This window comes from Nibricoccus aquaticus (assembly GCF_002310495.1).
Taxonomy (GTDB): Bacteria; Verrucomicrobiota; Verrucomicrobiia; order Opitutales; family Opitutaceae; genus Nibricoccus; species Nibricoccus aquaticus.
Window position 1 is genome coordinate 3,713,070 of record NZ_CP023344.1, and the last position, 18,735, is coordinate 3,731,804.

The 18,735-nt window shown below is 55.3% G+C and carries 18 protein-coding genes and 1 pseudogene; 5 read left to right on the top strand and 14 right to left on the bottom strand.

Going from position 1 to position 18,735, the window contains the following annotated elements; translation table 11 throughout:
- Nucleotides 1–175 precede the first annotated feature (175 nt).
- On the top strand, nt 176–1,168 hold the full coding sequence (locus CMV30_RS14995; RefSeq protein ID WP_175414901.1) for a magnesium transporter CorA family protein: 993 nt from the start codon (nt 176–178) through the stop codon (nt 1,166–1,168).
- 118 nt (nt 1,169–1,286) lie between these two features.
- Here the strand turns inward: CMV30_RS14995 and CMV30_RS15000 are convergent, their stop codons facing one another.
- From CMV30_RS15000 to CMV30_RS15050, 13 genes are all read right to left on the bottom strand, one after another.
- Nucleotides 1,287–2,750 (bottom strand): potassium/proton antiporter, encoded by a 1,464-nt coding sequence (locus CMV30_RS15000; protein WP_096056786.1) that lies wholly within the window; start codon nt 2,748–2,750, stop codon nt 1,287–1,289.
- 825 nt (nt 2,751–3,575) lie between these two features.
- The gene (locus CMV30_RS15005; RefSeq protein WP_245844244.1) at nt 3,576–4,529 is read right to left on the bottom strand and encodes a LysR substrate-binding domain-containing protein; all 954 of its coding nucleotides are present in this window, start codon (nt 4,527–4,529) and stop codon (nt 3,576–3,578) included.
- 39 nt (nt 4,530–4,568) lie between these two features.
- On the bottom strand, nt 4,569–5,096 hold the full coding sequence (locus CMV30_RS15010) for a VOC family protein (RefSeq protein WP_096056787.1): 528 nt from the start codon (nt 5,094–5,096) through the stop codon (nt 4,569–4,571).
- Nucleotides 5,097–5,345: 249 nt separating this feature from the next.
- Entirely contained in the window at nt 5,346–5,594 is a 249-nt protein-coding gene (locus CMV30_RS15015) for a hypothetical protein (RefSeq protein ID WP_138223318.1), read from the bottom strand.
- 229 nt (nt 5,595–5,823) lie between these two features.
- Nucleotides 5,824–6,843 (bottom strand): aldo/keto reductase, encoded by a 1,020-nt coding sequence (locus CMV30_RS15020; protein ID WP_096056789.1) that lies wholly within the window; start codon nt 6,841–6,843, stop codon nt 5,824–5,826.
- A gap of 117 nt (nt 6,844–6,960) precedes the next feature.
- Nucleotides 6,961–7,539, bottom strand: coding sequence for a mechanosensitive ion channel family protein (locus CMV30_RS15025; RefSeq protein WP_096056790.1), 579 nt, complete (start codon nt 7,537–7,539; stop codon nt 6,961–6,963).
- A 47-nt stretch (nt 7,540–7,586) separates the two neighbouring features.
- Nucleotides 7,587–8,015, bottom strand: coding sequence for a GreA/GreB family elongation factor (locus CMV30_RS15030; RefSeq protein WP_096056791.1), 429 nt, complete (start codon nt 8,013–8,015; stop codon nt 7,587–7,589).
- A 72-nt stretch (nt 8,016–8,087) separates the two neighbouring features.
- Complete coding sequence (locus tag CMV30_RS15035) at nt 8,088–8,807, bottom strand: metallophosphoesterase family protein (RefSeq protein WP_096056792.1); 720 nt, start codon at nt 8,805–8,807, stop codon at nt 8,088–8,090.
- Nucleotides 8,808–9,243: 436 nt separating this feature from the next.
- The gene (locus CMV30_RS15040) at nt 9,244–9,780 is read right to left on the bottom strand and encodes a DUF2179 domain-containing protein (protein WP_096056793.1); all 537 of its coding nucleotides are present in this window, start codon (nt 9,778–9,780) and stop codon (nt 9,244–9,246) included.
- 179 nt (nt 9,781–9,959) lie between these two features.
- Nucleotides 9,960–10,415 (bottom strand): hypothetical protein, encoded by a 456-nt coding sequence (locus CMV30_RS19545; RefSeq protein ID WP_138223319.1) that lies wholly within the window; start codon nt 10,413–10,415, stop codon nt 9,960–9,962.
- A 139-nt stretch (nt 10,416–10,554) separates the two neighbouring features.
- On the bottom strand, nt 10,555–10,818 hold the full coding sequence (locus CMV30_RS19550) for a hypothetical protein (RefSeq protein ID WP_138223320.1): 264 nt from the start codon (nt 10,816–10,818) through the stop codon (nt 10,555–10,557).
- Nucleotides 10,811–11,587, bottom strand: a complete 777-nt coding sequence (locus tag CMV30_RS15045; RefSeq protein ID WP_096056794.1) for a metallophosphoesterase — start codon at nt 11,585–11,587, stop codon at nt 10,811–10,813. The genes CMV30_RS19550 and CMV30_RS15045 overlap by 8 nt, the downstream gene beginning before the upstream one ends.
- Nucleotides 11,584–12,603 (bottom strand): hypothetical protein, encoded by a 1,020-nt coding sequence (locus CMV30_RS15050; protein ID WP_096056795.1) that lies wholly within the window; start codon nt 12,601–12,603, stop codon nt 11,584–11,586. The genes CMV30_RS15045 and CMV30_RS15050 overlap by 4 nt, the downstream gene beginning before the upstream one ends.
- Before the next feature lie 605 nt (nt 12,604–13,208).
- Here CMV30_RS15050 and CMV30_RS15060 point away from each other — a divergent pair.
- On the top strand, nt 13,209–13,403 hold the full coding sequence (locus CMV30_RS15060) for a helix-turn-helix domain-containing protein (protein WP_245844481.1): 195 nt from the start codon (nt 13,209–13,211) through the stop codon (nt 13,401–13,403).
- 4 nt (nt 13,404–13,407) lie between these two features.
- Here CMV30_RS15060 and CMV30_RS15065 read toward each other — a convergent pair whose 3' ends face one another.
- Nucleotides 13,408–13,803, bottom strand: a complete 396-nt coding sequence (locus CMV30_RS15065) for a hypothetical protein (RefSeq protein WP_096056798.1) — start codon at nt 13,801–13,803, stop codon at nt 13,408–13,410.
- Between the two features lie 314 nt (nt 13,804–14,117).
- Here CMV30_RS15065 and CMV30_RS15070 point away from each other — a divergent pair, with 314 nt between their 5' ends.
- The 3 genes and pseudogenes from CMV30_RS15070 to CMV30_RS20940 all read left to right on the top strand — a co-directional run.
- Nucleotides 14,118–16,778: a DDE-type integrase/transposase/recombinase gene (locus CMV30_RS15070; protein WP_096056799.1), complete on the top strand. Its 2,661-nt coding sequence runs from the start codon at nt 14,118–14,120 to the stop codon at nt 16,776–16,778.
- 50 nt (nt 16,779–16,828) lie between these two features.
- Nucleotides 16,829–17,848 carry a hypothetical protein gene (locus CMV30_RS15075; RefSeq protein ID WP_096056800.1) on the top strand — a complete coding sequence of 340 codons (1,020 nt, stop codon included), beginning with the start codon at nt 16,829–16,831 and terminating at the stop codon, nt 17,846–17,848.
- 4 nt (nt 17,849–17,852) lie between these two features.
- Nucleotides 17,853–18,281 (top strand): annotated as a pseudogene (locus tag CMV30_RS20940) (TniQ family protein); the annotation flags it as partial.
- Nucleotides 18,282–18,735: the final 454 nt, after the last annotated feature.

An 18,735-nucleotide genomic window follows, 5' to 3' on the forward strand; every position in this document is an offset into this window, starting at 1 on the left:
TCTTCCCGGTGAACATAGACTGCATGCGGGCTGAGTCCGACGCCTTGGCCGATGAAGTCTGGGCGCCTGGTCTGGACTCCACCGCACTCCTTGTCCAATGCGGTCGATTGGCCTCTTTGGGTGATGGCAGGGCTGAACTTGCATGCCCAGATTTCTGCCTCACCCTGCCCAGCGGATGATCACCGTTCTCAGCAAATCTGGTAACAGGGTAGAGGTTCAAACCCTGGAGGCGAAAACGTATGATTGGTCCGACGTTCTCTGGATCGATCTACACGATCCCACACCGGATGAGACCAAGATGATTGAAAGCGCATTAGGCGTTGAGCTGCCGACGCGAAAGGAAGCGCAGGAGATTGAGGTTTCGAGCCGCCTTTATACCGAAAACCGGACGCTGTTCATGACGGCGACCATCATGGTGCGTGCGGATAAACCCGATCTGACGACTGCGGCGGTCACGTTCATTTACCGAAAGCAGCAGCTCATCACGTTGCGTTTTGATTCACCGATGCCTTTTAGGACCTTCGCGCAGAGGCTTGAGCGCAGCCGAGATGCATACCCGACTGCTCAAAAACTTCTGCTAGGTTTGTTCGACGAAATCGTGGATCGCATTGCTGATATACTGGAATTCGTCGCGACCGATCTAAATGACCTGTCGGCGACGATCTTCATGGAGGAACCGGCAGAGATCGGTACCGTGAACTACACCAGCCTGCTCAGTCGGATCGGGCGGAATGGAGCCAGGACCGCAAATGCGCGGGAGAGCCTTGTCAGTCTGCAGCGTTTGCATGGGTTCTTCATCGAGATGTGCAGCAGTCAGCAAGGCGAGGAACTCGAAGAGAGCTGGCGAATTGCCGGAAAAGACGTCGCCGCTCTCGCAGACCATGCGACTTTCATCTCTGGCAAGGTGAGCTTTTTCCTGGATGCCACCTTGGGTCGCGTGAACAGCGAACAAAACACGATCAACAGCCAGCAGAACAAAATCATTAAGTTGTTCTCGGTGCTGGCGGTCGTACTGCTGCCGCCAACGCTCATCGCGAGCATCTATGGGATGAATTTCCAGGTCATACCGGAGCTGAAATGGAAATTCGGTTATCCGTTTTCCTTGGCGCTTATGGTGGTTTCAGCGGTCGTTCCGTATCTTATCTTCAGGTACAAGCGCTGGCTTTGAAGTCGTGCCGGCGCTGGTCACGCGGAAACGAAAGCCACTTGAGGACCCGGTGGAGTGTTGATCCAGCGTACGTATCTGGAGCCTCTCCCGAATATGCGTCCAGCACGAGCCATCGCCGCTATGCGGTCGAGGCCGGTGCGAACGATTCAACCAGCTTTTCGCGAATTTTGTCCTCGTCCGGTGCATGGGCAAGAACGGTGATCTGATCCCAGCCCTCCAGCCGTGTTTCCCCTTTTGGCAGGACGACAGTATCGCCGCGCGTGATCAACGTGATGATGGCGCCTTCCGGAAGCCGTAGATCGCGTAGGCGCGGCCCGGGGGTGCCTTTGGGCCCGGGGAGATCCACGATGACCATGTCGTAGTCACTCTTCGCCATGGTGATCATCTCAAGATTGAACAACGCTTTCGGCCGGGCGGGCGCTGATAGTCCCAGCCACTTGGCGACAAGTCCGAGCGTCGAGCCCTGGATGATGATCGATAGAATGACTGCGAAGAACACGAGATTGAAGACCTCGTTGCCGATCGGAAGACCCGCCGCTGCGGGATAGGTAGCGAGTACGATCGGGACGGCACCGCGCAGGCCGGCCCACGCCGCGAACACTTTGTTGCGAAAGCCCAATCGCATCCCGATCGTTCCAATGAATACCGCGAGCGGGCGGCCGACGAAAGTAAGTACGAGAAACAGCACTAGGCCTTCGAACCAGACATCGGCAAACTGCCGGGGGAATACGAGCAGGCCCATCAACACGAACATGCCGATGTTCACGATGGTGGAGAGTGCTTCGGAGAAATTTTGCACCCCTTGTTTGTGGACGAAAGAGCCGTTACCCAACACGAAGCCCGCCGTAAACACCGCCAGCATCCCGCTAGCCTGTGCCAGCTCAGTGAGCCCATAGGTCAGCATCACCACTCCGATGAACAAAACGTAGTAGTAACCGCGGTCCTGCGGAGTCAGCCAGTTGAACAAGCGGATGATCACGCGGCCCGCGATGTATCCAATTACGGGCCCCGCTCCGAACTTCCAGAAGAAGAGCAGAACGGTCGACATCTGGAGTGACTCGCCGGACGCGAGGCCGGCGACCGCGACAGTCGTGAGCAAAATGGCCATGGGATCGTTCGCCGCGCTCTCAATCTCGACTGTGGACGAGAGTTTTTGGGGCAGCGACTGGCGGCGCAGGATCGAAAAAATCGCCGCGGCGTCAGTCGACGAAATGATGACGGACAGCAGCAGCGACAATTCCATCGACCAGCCTAATATCCACCTCAAGACGGCGAAGGTGGCCCCCGCTGTGAGCAGGACCCCCCATGTGGCGAGTCCGCTGGCGGGAAGCGCTACGGCTCTGAAATCCGCCCGCTTTGTCATGAATCCGCCGTGGAATAGGATGAAAACTAACGCGAGGTTGGCGCATTGGTTCGTCAGCACCATGTCATCGAAATGCCAGAGCTTGAGCACATCGCTGCCGCAGACGATGCCCGTGCCCAGAGCGACAAGAATCACCGGCACGCTCCAACGCTCCAACCAGACAGAGGCAATCACGACGGCAACGAGCAAGGCCGGGAGAATTAGGTACAGGGTAAGCATGTGTGACGTAGGTAGGAAGGAGTTCGCAGGCGACGACTGCAACCCCGGGAAACTACCTGTGAAGTTTAGCCTGCATCAGGACTGCCGCGCTTTTGGTGTCTGTTTACGGATGAGCGATCCGCGGTGTCGTGAAGTGGGCGATACAGATCCAATCGGTGTCTAGATAGCCAACGCCACAAGAATCAGTGCGATGGCAACAAGCGCGAAAATGCGAATGTACGGGGTTCGCGAACGGGAGTTTGGCTCCCTGCGCTGAAAGGTATGTTCGAAGTCATCACTTGTGGATGGATAAGGGTGAGGGGCTTTGTTACGTGTCCCCTGCGTCTCCGAGTTTTTTAGCAGACCGCCCGATCGGGGGTGAAGTTGGCCAGATCGTCGCACATCTTTTTGTGAGGAAGTATTTCGATAGAGATATAAGTTCATGGGTTCAGGGTAGCAGCTGAAGCCTTTGGCGCATACTGCGGTCCGCGCAGCGTGGCCATGCATGTCCCGCATGGGCCGGCCCGCCTGACGTGGCAACGCACCCTCAACTTCCCAGGCGGCATACGGGCGCTATGTCCCGCTACAGTCCTCGTTCGTGCTTTTGGTCAGAGTCATCAGACCTCAGCAATTTCCCGCCTTCGTTTTCCCAGCGCTCGATCGCTTTTAACTTCGTCGAAAGTGTATCGAGATGTGCGTCCGGCGATTTGAGCGTGGTCGAATGGGAAGTGCTTGAAACGTAATAGCGTGAATTCATCCCGACATAATACTGCGTACGGCGAGGCCGTGCCATTGCGTTGAACGGATCGAACCTATGCGCGTTGCGCATGTGTGCGACTCCGTCCTTCAGGATCGCCGGGTGGGTTTCGCGACGACCTGCAGCTTCTTCGTAAGCAAATTTACAAGCTCGCGTACAGGTTCGGCGATCTTGCCACGCTGCCACGCGACTTGGAGATCCCATGTTGCTGGCGGCCGAAAGAGGGGCCGAAAAGTTACCCCGGGGACTTTGAACGCCGATACCAATCCGGGCAGCAGAGTAACCGCGTTCTCGGCGACCAAGAGGGAAAGCGTGTGGGTGAGACCTTTCGCATTTTCGACGATCTTGGGGCGAAATCCAGCGCGTCGGCAAAGTTGGATGAGCCAGTTATTAAATCCCGGGATGTCGTCGGAGTTTGCGCCCACGAACACATCCGGTCGTAGCTCTGCGAGTGCTATCTCCTCGCGGTCCGCAAGCGCGTGGGTTTCCGGCATCGCTACCACGACCGGCAACGTCGCGATACGCCGCACGAAAAATTCGCGAGCTATGGCGGCGTTTATATTTCCCAGTACGATAACGTCTAGTTCCCCTTTGCGGAGGGCACCCACCAAGTCGCCCGGGGAGAGATCCATGAGGTGGACCTTCGTGTCCGGGTGAGATCTGCGAAGGGCCGCGAGTGCAGGATTGAGATACTCGCCTGCCGCAGACATCAGATAGCCAATACGAAGAGACGCTTTCTGCCCACGCGCCAGTTTCCGGACTTCGGAAACCACAATGTCCGCATTGGCGACGACCGGACGCATCCCTTCGAGCAGTGCATGGCCTGCCGCCGTCAGCGCTACGCCACTGTGGCCCCGCTCCAGCAGTTGGCCACCAATCTCATTTTCAAGCGTTTGTACCTGCCGGGTGAGCGTCGATTGAGAGACGTGAAGTTGCTCCGCGGCTTTGCTCAAGCTGCCAAACTCGCAGATCGCGAAAAAAGAGCGGAGTAAATCGAGGTTCAGAAGGCGGATTCTGAGCGCGGTAGGGTTGATCGCAAGCACGTCGCGCCGAGTTCCTTGGCTGAGTCGGAGTCGCCATCTTCAGCGTGCAGCCATCAATGACTCCAAATCCAGGTTCTTCGTGAACATGGCAAGTGAACCGTCCCCGTTCCGCGGCCAAAGCTCGCGCGGCCGGTCCCAATAAAGTTCGAGGCCATTCCCATCGGGATCACGAAGGTAGATTGCTTCGCTAACGCCGTGGTCAGACGCACCGTCGATCCGAACGCCATGTGCCAGCAAACGGCGAAGAGCGTCGGCGAGATCCGCACGCGTCGGATAGAGAATTGCCGCGTGGTAAAGACCTGTGGTTCCCGGAGGAGGAGGTTTTCCGCCCCGGCTCTCCCACGTATTCAGAGCGATGTGGTGATGGTATCCACCTGCCGATAGGAACGCGACCGTGTTCGCAAAACGTTCGGTCACTTGAAACCCCAGGACTCCGGAGTAAAAACCGACTGCCGCCTCCAGGTTGGCCACTTTTAGATGGATGTGTCCGATCGAAACGCCGGCGGCGATCGGGTGGAAGGGAGAAGTGGTTCTCGTGCGAGATTCTGTGATCTTGGTGGATTTCATATTCGTAGAATATCACCTGCCTCGTCTCGAGGCCCCTGCGTTGATCGCCAGGTAACCATGCGTGCGGCGCATGGACGGCGATAAAGAACCGAGCGTTGTTCGGTTATGGATTGAATTGTCTTAGGCGAAATGAACCCGGATAAAAATGTCAGGGAGGGAACGGAGTTGGGCCGGCCGCACGTGGCTAGCTACGTTACGTAAGGTAAACAGAGCCCATCCACAGAGGTGAATGGGCTCCGTGCATAGAGGCTACTGGTTATCGTAGGCCGCCGATTGCCACCCGGCGAACGCCTCGGGCCACTCCTTTTCCGCGACGGCAAAGATGTCGCCCCAAGGCTTCTTCAAAAGTGTGCCGAGCGTCTCTTCGTCCAACTGCGACAAATACTCTGTGACGACTGAACAGCGGTCCTGCCAGTCGGCTGGATAGATCGAGCGGGCCCAGCCCTGCATTCGACGGAGACTGTTATTACTTAAAACGGATTTGGATTCTTGATGCATAATGTGTGGTCGATTTTAGCGCCTCGGTTTGAGGACGTGCCCAGCAGGTCGTAGCGATTGCTCGGTACGCGCTGGTAGTTGTGCCGCATCGGGAATCCCGTGGGCGGAATGCGTTGCTACCCGGCCGTCGCTTTCTTTCGCCAATCAAAGCTGGGAACCAGCGTAGATGGACGCCAAGTGGGCGAGACCGGTTACCTCATGGAAGATCATACAAAGCACGCGCATGGATTTAAGGTGCGGGCTGAAATTCTGAGGAGGGAGCGGCTGACGAGGGCGCATGCATTATCAGGTCCACCTGCTTTCTTGGTGAGACTCTGGACAGCGCAGCAATCTCCGCCTCATTTAATTCGAAGGCTGAGGCCTGCATGAATTCCTCCATAGCGTGTACCGAGTCCGGGTCCGCAAACGCGGCGCTCACCTGCGGATTGTGAAGAACCCACGCGAGAGCGATATGGGCAGAAGAGACACCACGATTGTCTGCGATACGGGCGAGAGTCGTGAGAATCGCGTTACCCACGCTTTGGGATGCATTCACCAGATTACGTTCGGAATACATCAGCTCCCGGATGGAGATCGGGCGCTTGGCCAAAAATCCGGAGGCGAGAGGAGATCGAGCGAGGAAACCGATTCGGTGCTCACGGCTCATCCTCAGCGACTCAGATTCCGATGCGCCTGCGGTGGAGAGGGAATACTCGGCTTCCAGTGCTTCAAAGCGGCAACGCTCGCGGAGGCTGGACCGATGAAGCGAATCAACGACACGCCAAGGAGGAAATCCGCCAGCCGCGACGTACCGCACCATGCCGGCGCGAATGAGTTGGTCGTACGCTTCCATGACGTCGTCAACGCGGCCCAAAGCGTCGTCCCACTCACAGGTCACCAAATCAAGGTGATCGGTCTGAAGCCGGCGAAGCGAACTCTCACAACTCTCACGGATGAGATTTGCGAAATGGATACTTCCTCCGTGCTCCGGACGGATGAGCTTAACTCGCGTCGCCAATGCGACACTCCCGCGTTTGAAGGCCCGGTTCTTTAGCCAACGGCCGACAATTTCTTCTGCACGCGTGGATGACGGCGCATCTTTGACGGGATACGGGTAAGCTCCGAAGCTTTGGATGAAATTTCCTCCACCGCGGTGATAAGTATCGAGTAGATCGTGGGACGTAGATTCGCCGATCCACGGAAAATTGATGGTACTTAAACCGATTTCGGAAAGATGAAGATTGGTGCGGCCTAGCCGGCGATTTTTCATGATGAGTTGTTCTCTGAGAAGATGAAGTGGTTGGATTGAGACGGTGGGTGCGCTGCTCCGCTGGCAGTGAGCGTAGGCGCACCTTTTAGGAACGTGGGTATCCCACGGCGTAGTGGGTCACTGCGTATTTGCCCCGGTCAGGTCTGGTTCCTGGATTGCAACGGCGGGGCTGGCGTCGAGAGACCCGGGTTGAAAGCGCTTGAGAACCTTCTGAAAGAAAAGGTTGTTAGGTATGCGTAGCACGCTTCCGTCGGAGGTTCGAAGGGTCGTGTAGACCAGGCTCATACCGATGACCTTACCGACGACTAAATCATCGCCGACGATTTCGACTTTATCACCGATTTGAAATGGCCTGAAAGTCACTAGAAGTACTGATGCGAGCATGTGGCTCAGAATGCTCCACATCGCGACAAAGCCTATCGCTACCAAGCTCAGCATCGCGGCGAGCACCGACCAGAGACCACGCAAGTCGATGCCGAGGGATAGGAGAGCCCCTATGATCGCGATAGAGACGACGGACCATTTGACCATTTTGGTCAGGAGGGGCCGTGTACGTGACGCGCGAAGGCTTAGATTGCCTTTGGGACGACGTTCTCGGGCGATCAAAAAGGTGGCGAACATTGCTGCCGCAAGCAGAGCGAGCGGCCCCGTTTCAAAGCGCTGAACAAATGAAAAGATGTGGTCGGTAAAATCCATGATGACATAAGTGTAAGGATTAGCCCTTTCGGGCGGTTGATCGCGGGTTATCGCGTTGTCGTGAACGCCAGCTGCGCATGGGGGACCTCAGTCGGCGCCGGGGTCACTCGTCTGATTTTTAGCTGGCGGATTCCACCCGGGGTACTCCAGCTGACGATTTGTCCCTCACGGCAGCCGATCAGCGCGATGCCGATAGGTGCCAGGATGGAAATACGCTGCGCCTCTACGTCGGCGCGATCCGGGAAGGTGATCGAAAAGGTTTCGATTTCGCCTGTTCCGAGGTCTTCGAATTCGACTCGCGACTCCATCGTGACGACGTCAAGCGGGATTGATTCACGATCGATGATGGCGGCGCGGTCGAGCTCCCGGCGCAAATTCTGCAGAGAGGCCGTCGCGTTTGAATGCAGCGCCGCCGCAATCAACAGACGAAGTTTGGAGTTATCTTCACGGGTAATGTAGATGGGATTGTAATTCATAATGATGTTCTAGGGATGGATGATTTGTGCCTGACCGGAGAGGGGCAGGGCTCGGACGATCACTCGTGGTGATCAGGCTACTGCTGGGACGAGGCTGTCGTCATGGGGAGCCGCGCCGGACTCGGGCGTTGCTGAAACGGCAGAGGTCTCGCGCCTGTTCTCGGTGATGAGCTCGCAGCTGAAACTCTCGGTATCCAAAATAATGTGATTTGGAATACGCGCGTCCGCGGTGCGTCCTGGATTCAGGAAAAGCGTTGAGTTTCTCTTTTCGAACCAACTGACCGGATCATGTATATGCCCGGAAAGGATTGCTCGCGGAGCATAACGCCTGGCAGGTCCGACCAAGTCGGGATCACCGGCATCCCGTCCGTTTAAGCGAGTTCCCACGGATGTTCCCGCAGGTGGGGCATGGGCGACCCATATGTCCGCCTCTCCGCCCTTGGGACGAGTCGTGCAGCTGATGTTTATGAGAGAGAGGCCATCGAGGATGACGCGCTGGCCGTCAGTCCATACCTTCGGGCCCGCGACTTCACGGAGCCAGTAGGCGGGTGTCCAGAGCTCTGCTTCCGCATCCCACTCGAGGTCGTGGTTGCCGCTGCAGATACTGATAGGAAACGGGTAGTCTTTGATCCAGTCGGCGACCCAGTAGATTTGTTTTCTATGAGATGTTGCGTCCGACAGGTTAAGCATATCCCCGGACATCACGAGGAGGTCGTGAGCAGGGGCATTGTCGGGAAGCCAGTCGAACCAGCGCTTGTTGAAGTGAAAATCGGTAACGTGCAAAATGGTCATGGGAAAAGTCCAGGCAGTGGCCGCGCCGATGTGTGTGGACACACTTTCGGGCAGGCTTTTGGTGAGTGAATTCCGCGAGGGCGCGGAGGTGGGTGAAGAGCGCGCTGAAAAAGCGCAGCTGTGGCTAAATCTTAGCGTTTTATCCCGGTGACCGCGCTCTTAAGTCGCATGCGCGAATTATCGCGCCGACCTAGAGCCATCGGCCCCGGGTTACCCAAGGTAGATATACAGAGCCAATACCGCCGCCTTGTAGGGGGAGGTGCAGAAATTTGAATTCTGTGGCATGACGGGGTTCACGATGTGGCAAGTCATGCCTCACGAAAAAAGACTTGTCAAGTGCTTGAGGGCATTTTGGCCGTTAATATTAACCACGTATTATTTATTGGATACAGATCCGACACCGAGGCTACAGGAAGACCGTGTACCGGCTAAAAAATCACAACCGGGTGCCGGTCGGCATCGCGTTTGTCAGGTGGGCATTCGCAGTCCGGATGTCGTCAATCGTGTAGAAACACTGCGGGTCTATTTTGCGCGCAACACGCACAACCATCGGCGCACGATCGCGACGCACATGCACGAACAGCATCGATACCGGGCCATCCCTGCCAGTTCCTGGAAACTCGGTGACACCGAGATTCTTGCGTCGCAGTTCGCCTAGGAGTGCCGCGCTTTCTCGGGTAAAGATTCGGACAACCTGATCGCCGAAAGGAAGCCAGCGCAGCACGGTCACTCCGATATAGTTACCTGACGCGGCACCGAGCGCGAAGGCTATGGCGTAGGCGGGCTCTGTTCGGACGTGCGCGACGACCGAGGAAACTACGAAAACCCAGATCATGACTTCGACGAATCCGAAGATCCACGCCAAGCCGCGCTGGCCGCTGACCACCGCCACCGTCCGCAACGATCCAAGGGTTACGTCAGCAATGCGCCCCACAAAGATAAACAAGCAGCCAATGAAAATATCCCAAGTCATGGTCGATTCTCATCCTTCCGGCTCTCTATGTCCATTCAACGATACCGCCAGAATTGACCTCCAACATTCTCCGAAACTCAAATGGAGTGGCTGTGATTCTTGGATGCAGGCCGTCGTGCTCACGCGGTGCCAAGACCTCCAAAGAGCAATTTTGTCGATAGCCGGACGGCACTCTCGAATCATGCCAGCGCCCATTTAGTAGCGTAACGTAGGTTACTGGTACGTTCACATGGCTCCGGGGACCCGCCGGATGACTCGGACTCAACTTCGTAGAGGTCAGCCCGGAGCACTTCGTCGAGAGACGGACTGTCGGCTAAATCCGCCAGATAAACTGCACCGCGAATTGGATCGATCCATAGCCGTCCTTGGTAATGCAGCACCAAGCTTTCCGGAACAGTTACAGGTGGAGCTATAATGGCGGCGGCTGTTGTCACAACATCCGGTTTGTCGCCGGCTCGTTGACGTGGGTTCTCTAGTTCTGACATCGCGGCATCGCGCATGTCAGCGCCGGTCGCATTTTCTGGCCATTGCGGCTCGAGTTCATTGACGAGGTTGTTGGACAGAGATCTGTCGTCCATGGTCGCGATCGCGTATTCAAGCCATGAAGCGTAGCCCGTTGGAGGGAGGAGGCTCATTGTGTGGCTGTGTTCATTGGAAATTGATTCCAAGTAGTTGAGGGCAAATTTCTCCGTCTGTTTTAATGCTCATCGCCGGGCAACGTCTTGGGATGACTTATCGTGGCCCTCCCAATGCGGCTGCTGGTGAGAATTTGAATCACTGAAGAGCTACGAAGTGGCCATTGATGAACGTTCCTCGGCGACGATCTCCGTTCGGGCTGGTCTCGATCAGAACACTGGGATCATTCGGATCCGATCCGTAAACAGGAACTCCTGATTTGGAAATTTCTCTAAGTGCTCGCGCCTTGCCAGTGGAGGTTTGTGCCTCCGTCAGTATCTGGTCTAAATCGAATTTTTCTGTTGGAAGCATGATTTTTCGGAAGTGGTGACAGTCGTCATGCGCTTTTATCAGGTCAGACATAGTTGGATAACGGAATCTCCTTCGGTATTCCGTTATCGATTAAAAGCAGGTCGATAACCCGATCTGAATTCATTGCATCAATACAAAAGTTTATCGAATCAATGCCAGTTGATCGGCGAATCGGATGTTCATCTTTCTTGGCGGGGGTATGCCCGAAAACCTGATTTAATCCATCTATCGGCTCAAAGTCGGCAAGATCACACCAGAGTGGACCGCCAGCCTCTTTCTCTCCACGGCGCGTGCCTCCTTTGAAAATCCAGTGAGGCTGTCGTTGCTTCAAACAGCACAGTCCTTGGTGTTCTTGCTCCGACAGCCAGGCAGGGATGTCTTTTAATCCGGCGGGGACCAGTGATCGCGAAACACCAGCATGGGTAAACAACCAGGACGAATTTATGGCGTACGATAAATGGAATTTTGCCCAGTCGACCTCCTCCAGTACAGTCCTTACCACCCGGTGTTTTTCGGGGGTCCACCCTGGGCAGGTAACTAAGTGCGGATACGCATATGGCAGATCGTGATTCCCCAGCAGGTACACCCTGTCCGGGTGGCGAATTCCTCGCTTCAGCCAAATAGCTGTGCGCCTGACATGATCATGGTGATCGTAGACGAAGGAATCGAAATAATCCCCTAAAAAAATAGTAATGTCGGGCCTGATACAATTGATGGCTGATTCAATCTGGCCTAAATTCAGAGCCTGATGAATATCACCCACCGCGAGAATTCGGGATGCCTGACGCTTTGTGCCCGGTCCCAGGTCCGCTGAGGTCATGCTTTTGCCTTCCGGGGAATATCGCGGCGCTTTCGCAAGATACCTCTTAGCTGTTGACCTTCTTCGCGTATAAAAAATCGAGCCCAGACGTCAGGGTTGAAGCCTCTCTGAGTCCAATGTATCCATCTTCCAAGGGCCTGAGGTTGCCCATATTCAGGATTCTGAGGATAATTTTGAAACCCCGATTTCCGATCGCATGATATCCCCCCATTCCATAGAACGTCTCCATTAAGCGCGATGATTGTAAGGTGGTCGCCGTCGTCGATACAGTGGAGCCCGCTATACCCTTCACCATCGTCGTCTACGATTGCCCAGATAACGCCTTCGGTACCCGTTTCGAAGAAGTCCAGGAGTTTACCGTGAATTACTTGCGCTGGAGGAGGAGGCTCTTCTACGGGTAGCGCGATGGTCACGCTCGATATCGAGTATCCATCGCGCATCAGCCGAATGGTGACTGTGCCTTTCAAAGTTACCATGCGATATCGAGCCCCAGCATCCAGAATCTGGATCTGGCGTGGATTGAAAGCGCGAATCTTTCGGAGTGTTCGCGGACTTAGTGGGCAGGCGATTTCATCGGTAAGAATATCAACGGAAGTGAGTTCTTCCGATGATTCGGCTTCGTCCTGCTGGGGTACGCGTTCCCGTTGCAATGTCTTCACAATGCGACGCCTTCGTTTTCCGAATTCGGACTTCTTCCTCAATCTCACGATGTGAGCGATGACCTTGTACTTTGCGGTGATCACTTCGCCGATAAGCAGGGAATCTCGTATGATCCATCTGACGTAATTCTTCGCATGGTTTTGCAACCGTCTGGGTAGCCTCGTCACGTCGCCCAGACGAAAAGTTCTATTGCAAAGGATGGGATCGGGCCGCGAACCAAGGGTCACATCGAACAGCCAGCAAACCAGCTCCGCGATCTCGATGCATTTGGCCGATTCTCGCTCGAGAGCGCAGATTGCTTGAGCGGGAGGTCCATAGTACTTGATGCCGTTGATCACTATATTTTTAGTGCGCATATGGAGTGGGCATGGGCTAAAACGCCGTGAGTGAAGTCATCTGCTCTCTATCGGATACCCTCTTGAATAACGATGCATTGCATCGTGTCAACTTGCTCCGTTGTTTGATCCGCTATCGGAGCGATTGCCGCGAATCGAAGGTCTAAGAGAGGGGATGAGCTCTCATCTAAAAAACCCCGAATTCCGAGCCTGCGCTCATTGTGACTGTCGCTTTAAGGTGAATCCCCGTCTGGGAATACGTCACCGATTTTGCAGCAAACCAGAGTGCGTCAAAGCGAGCTACCTCACCGCTCAGCGAAAATGGCGACTTAAAGCTGAAAACCTCGATCACTTCAGTGGCTCGGTGAACACACTTCGCGTAAGGCTCTGGCGCGAAAGCCATCCCGGCTATTGGCGTCGAACCGGCTTTTGTGGCCGATGACTCGAGTTCTAGTGAATTCCCAATTGCGGCTATTGGAGGAATTCAGCGGGGAATTCGTTGGGATCTTAATTAGATTGGAGGAATTCATCTCACGGGGTTGAATTCTTCCGACCGATCTAATTGGAATTCCTCCGACGTGCCATCTGGACCTCAATTGAAGCCGGCTGAATCTGCGGTTCTTTCCGTGCTGGGAAAGAATCTGAAAAGCTGTCGGCAGGCGGCAGGACTAACTCAGGTTCAACTGGCTGAACGTGCAAATTTGGCACCGCGTGTTTTGCAGAGCATTGAGGCAGGCAAATTGAACATTTTGGTTACCACACTGCATCGTCTTCACGTGGCGTTGGGATGCAGCATTGAGAATCTGATGAACTCTAAATAGCCGCTTAGGTGGTAAGAAGGGGAGTAGCGCTTGGCTGGCCGGTTTGAGTGGAATATGGCACGTCCAATGTTTCCGTTCCGGCAACCTGACCGGTTCTTTGGAAATGTCTTTTTCGGGCGAGCGCCTCGCGTGCCTTGATCAAAGACCGTTTTTTCTCCGCGCTGCCGTTGGTTCCCAATATCCGGGCGGCCCATTTGCGATCGACGAGCTCCAGGGCCAGACCGGCATTTCGGTTACCGGCTTTGAGCTGATCCGCCACTTTTTCCAAATAGGACGCAATGGCTTGAAGCTGTTTGGACTCCTTACGGAAGTTCAAAAAGAACGTGGCTTTAACGAGGGCCTCGTATGCTTCTGCGATCTTGACCGCCGCTTGAACCGTTAAGGGGTCTGGCTCTTCCATCGGATTTATATCGGTCAAATCTCGGACTCTTTAGCTGGGTGACCCTGGAATGAGCGCCAGCCTAACCGCAGGTAAGGCATCCTAATCTTGACACGATGCAATGCATCGTATGGCGTTTCCGCCCCCAACTGCCTCGGTGCCTATCAAGACCAGATTGATGGCCTACCTGACATTACCCCGCTCGCCTCGAAGACACTCCTCAGTGTCCGTTCAACTAACCACACAGAACGTTCAGCCGTCATCTATCCGTTCAGTCCAAATCACTGAACGCTCTATCTCCAGAGTCCCCAGCTAGAGGTACTAGCTTTACGACGATGAAAAAGAAATCGTCCTCCGCCGCCTCCTCTTCCTCGATGCCCGCAAGCGTAGCCGCTGCGCTTCTCCAGAAATGGGATCTTGAGACCTATCTGACTTATCACCCCGTCTCCAAAGAGGCGCGCGCCTACATTGAGGCCTCTCTTGCGGCGCCCTCCCGCAATCCTACCGGACGGATTTCCAATACCACACGCTATGCCAGCAGGAAGACCTTGGAAACCAGAACTACCGAGAGCGACTTGGTCGAACTGCCTGTTGCGATCATGTGCGAGCGAAGCGAGGACGTTCTTTTTTATGTGGCACAGCCATCTCAGATCCAGGCCATCTTTCCCCCTGGACAGGAGAAACAGAACCGCCCGATCACCCCGGATTTTCTAATCTTCTGGCGTCACGGCATTGAGCTTATCGAAGCGAAATCGCTCAAAGAGGCTGCTTCCATCGCTATCAAGCGGTCGAATTATTTTCAGCAGCTCGATGACGGCACTTTTCGCTGCCCTCCTGCTGAGGCAGGTGCCAAGGCGTTGGGCTTTCTCTTTCGCGTTCTCACCGAGCGTGATTTTTGCAGCACCTTGCTCCAGAATTTCGTCCTGCTGACCCCGTATTTCAGCTCCCCGATAGCGCCTGCGGTTTCAGCTGTTGAACGGGCGATTATTAAGGAAGCGGTATCCGAGAACCCGGGGGTCCCCATGACCGAAATACCGATCGAGCCGACCAGCCGTCGCTCGGATGTTGTCTACCACCTTATCGCCGACCGTTCCCTTTTCGCTCACTTGGAGACTGTCGATCTTAAGAGTCAGTCCTCCGTCCGGCTTTTTCTCACGCCATTGCAAGAGACAGCTTTTTCGATTTTCGCGAATCGGTCGAAACCCATAATTGCCGGATCATTGCCAATTGGATACATGTTGCCGATTGGATCGGAATTTAAGATTGGTAGGACCACATTCGAAGTCCTCCGCCATCTGGGAGACTCTGTGGAAGTGCGTAACCTCAAAACGCGCCTAGAACAGCGGATTTCCTACCGAACGCTCTCGGAGGCGGCACCCAGCATCTCAGCGCTGAAAGACGAGCTGCTTCCGATCTTTGACCTCATTGGTTCTCTGAGCGAAGATCGAATGACGGCGTTTTTGAAAAACTATCGATTGATCTGCCCCTACCTGCGTGGAGGCGCGCTGAGTAGCGTGACCTGCACGCATCGTAGTACCCGCCGACTGCTTAAAGAGTACCGTGCTGAAGAGGAAAGAACCGGCTATGGTGAACGCGCGCTAATTCCCTCGTTGCGCCCGGATCGGGCACCGAAATTCACGGAGCGCTCTATCGCGATTGCGGATAGCTTCCTGAGAAAGCACTATCTGAAAGAGAGCGCGTCCTCCGCCATTCATGTTTATCGCTTGTATTGGGATCAGTGCAGGAAGGAATCACTACCTGCGCACGATATCATGAGTTCGCGTGCCTTTCATCGGCGCGTTGCGAAGATCACGGAATTCAAGAAGGCGTATCTGCGTTACGGCCGGCGCGCAGCGATACGGTTTTCGCCTCCTCGCGTTTTTCTCAGCCTTTTGGGTAATCCCAATGGGTGCGGTCCTTGGGCGGTCGCGCATATCGATCATACCTTGCTCGATCTGGAGGTGGAAAATCCCTCCACCGGGATGTTCGAACGCCCCTGGGTCTCGGGAATGGTCGACGCCTACGACGGGCGCATCCTCGCGTTCATCGTCTGGTTTGGATCATGCAACACGGAAATCGTGTTCGATCTGATTGAAGACTGTGTCGCCCGTCATGGCACCCTTCCCATGCGAATCGTGTGTGACTGGGGGGCCGATTTTCGGAGCACTGCAATCCAGACTGCGCTGGCCCGTGCCGGAATATCGCTTCGCTATCGCCCCAAGGGGACTCCTCGCAGCGGCGCTCCGATTGAGACCGCGTTCAACAGTTTTAATAAGAAATTCGTCCATAACGCAGAAGGAAATACCAAGGCCATGAAAAACCCTCGTAATGTATCGAGCAGCCATAACCCCAAGAACACCGCCGTTTGGAAGCTGGGAAAGCTTAAGCCCATGCTAGACGAATACGTCGCGCTCCATGGAGACATGCCTCGCGTGCATGAAGAGGCTCCGAACGAAGTTTGCGCGGCGTTTCTTGCTGAATTTGGATACCATTACGCAAGGTGGATTCGCCCGGAAGTTCTAGAGCGTCTTCGTCAGAACCCGGTGAAGGGAAATACTAGAATCGTTTCGGATAAGGGTACTATCCACGTCAACTCGGCCGACTACGGTGCAGACGAGCTGAAGGCTCTAGTCGGACAAGAGGTGAAGGTGTTTATTCGCGCTGACGTTCGCACCGTTTACGTAGATGATCCTGTACGGAAATTGCAGATCCCATGCCGCGCTTACACCGCGGACCTGAAGCATGCCGCGTCTGCTGAGGAAGCCGCGGCAATCGTAAAGAGTCGGATGGAGGGCAGCTATGGGCGCCGTCAGAAAGCGGAGGCTAGGATGAGTAGTTTTGCCGCCAAAATGGTGGCCGCTGAGGAGGAGCAGATTGCTGAGAAGGCCGCTGCTTCTCGTCGTCCCGCACCTGCTGAAATCACGCCCGCGGCTGACTCCACGCCATTTATTGATCGGTCGCAGATAGAGTCGGTAAAGCCAGCCGATAACGAGTAACCTATATGTGAATACGAAACGAACTCCATGTCTTCGACTATCCTACAACTATGAATACGTCCTTTGAAAACGCTCGTACCTTAATTCAGGGCAGACTCACGCTCTCCAAGAAGTCAGATTTCGTCGCTGAGATCTGTACGGCTATCCGCAATGCCGGTCCCGGCGGCCTTGTGATGGTTGGCTGCTCACCGGCGATCGAACAGGCTCAGGTACTCCAGTGCGTCCTCGAAAACCTGGAGAGCTCGACCGCCATCTGCTTTGCCTTTCCGCCGTATGTAACGGGATTTCGAGGCCAGATGAAGTTGCTCCAGGATCGCTATCTGCAGGCGATGCGATCTCCGCAGATGAGCTATCGGCATCATCCGCTTTTTATTTCCGAGCGAATGATTGCGGCAGTTTCGCCCATGCAGGCGATGGTGAATTCGATTTCCGAGTACGACATCGGGCTGGTTGGAATTACCGATGGCCAGAATATCTGCGCTCACGGGAAGTCGGAAGGCGATGTCGATGCGACGATTCGACAGCTCCATGATATAGCCGCAGGCTCGAGCAAGACGCACGTCGTGTTCGGTACGATTGCCGAGATCTGGAATTCCGCGAAGCACTCGGCCCTCGTCTCACACATACAGTTTGTTATGCAGTCGCTCTGCACGATGGATAAGGCCGGGCAGCTGGTTTTTGCGTCACATCTTCTCGCATACGAAAAGCATCTGGCTGATTGCTGCGATTTTCAGATCACTGAACAACTCCCGGCAATTATTTCTCGCGTGAACGGTGACCACCGTCGAGTTGCCGCTTGGCTCCTTCGGGCGTTCAATGAGGCGGAAAAACGCGGAGACCAAAAATTGGCACTCTCGCACATGGAAAAGACGGCCCCAAACCTTATGCAGGTGAGGGAATCGGCGCGAACACACGCGGTCTGGACGGGCTTTAACGAGTGCGCGCGATTTACATGGGCGCCTTTGCCTCCTGACGTGGATAGCTCGGCGGAAACCAAGAAGCCGAACGGGAAGCCGCATAAGCCAGGTGAGCGGGCGCCATCGCACGATTTGGTTCCTAAGGCCGCGTGATCCGATGCTGCTGCGAGCGCCTCCACCTCTGGGAGTAGGCACGTCTCAAGTCGAGGCGCTCAGCAGCTATGTTCAGCGTCTGGCGGCGTACCATCGAACCGTGCCGGGGCAGCTGTTGCATCGCTTTCTCGGGCATCTCGAAATGGATGACCATCGATACCTAGGAAGGTGGCGGCGGCATCCTGGATACTTAAATCTGCCGGCGAACATCAACAGCTTCGGTCGCGCCAGCCTTTGGTCTGCGACCTTGGAGAGTGTTACCGGCAGAGATGATTTGGTTTCCACGACGACTACGCGCTGGGATCACCTTTTGCCTCGTCGGCATGTTCTTTCCGACAATCAGCGGTGGTGTCCTCGTTGCCTGGAGTCAGATTCAAAACCCTATCGTCGTCTCGCGTGGTGTATCGATACAGTGAGGGTCTGCCCGGTTCACGGCTGCGCATTGGTTGATCGGTGCCCCCAGTGTGATCGTCGGCTCGCGGTACTTCATCCGCGCTCGTCCGTGGGACATTGCCATTTTTGCGCGAGTTCACTGGTTGTCCCGGCGAATGCATTGATTGACGCACCGCGGGAGGGTTTTGATTTCTGGGCAGCGAATCAGCTGGGGGAGCTGGTCGCGCTAGCTGCGGAGCCGGCTGGCCAATTCGTATGCTTTTCCGGACTTCGCCTCAGGTGTGCATGCAAAAGAGTCGGTGTTGATACGGCAGGGGCTTTGATGCATCGCGCCGGTGTCAGTAAAGTGACCGCGTGGTCATGGTGGCGTGGTCAGGCTACTCCTTGTTTGCCGATGGCTCTGCGGATCTGTTTCAATCTTGGCCTTGATTTCGTGACAGAGTTTCGGAGAGGGGAGTGCGAACGAAAGGACTGTCGCGCGTTGCCCGCAGAGG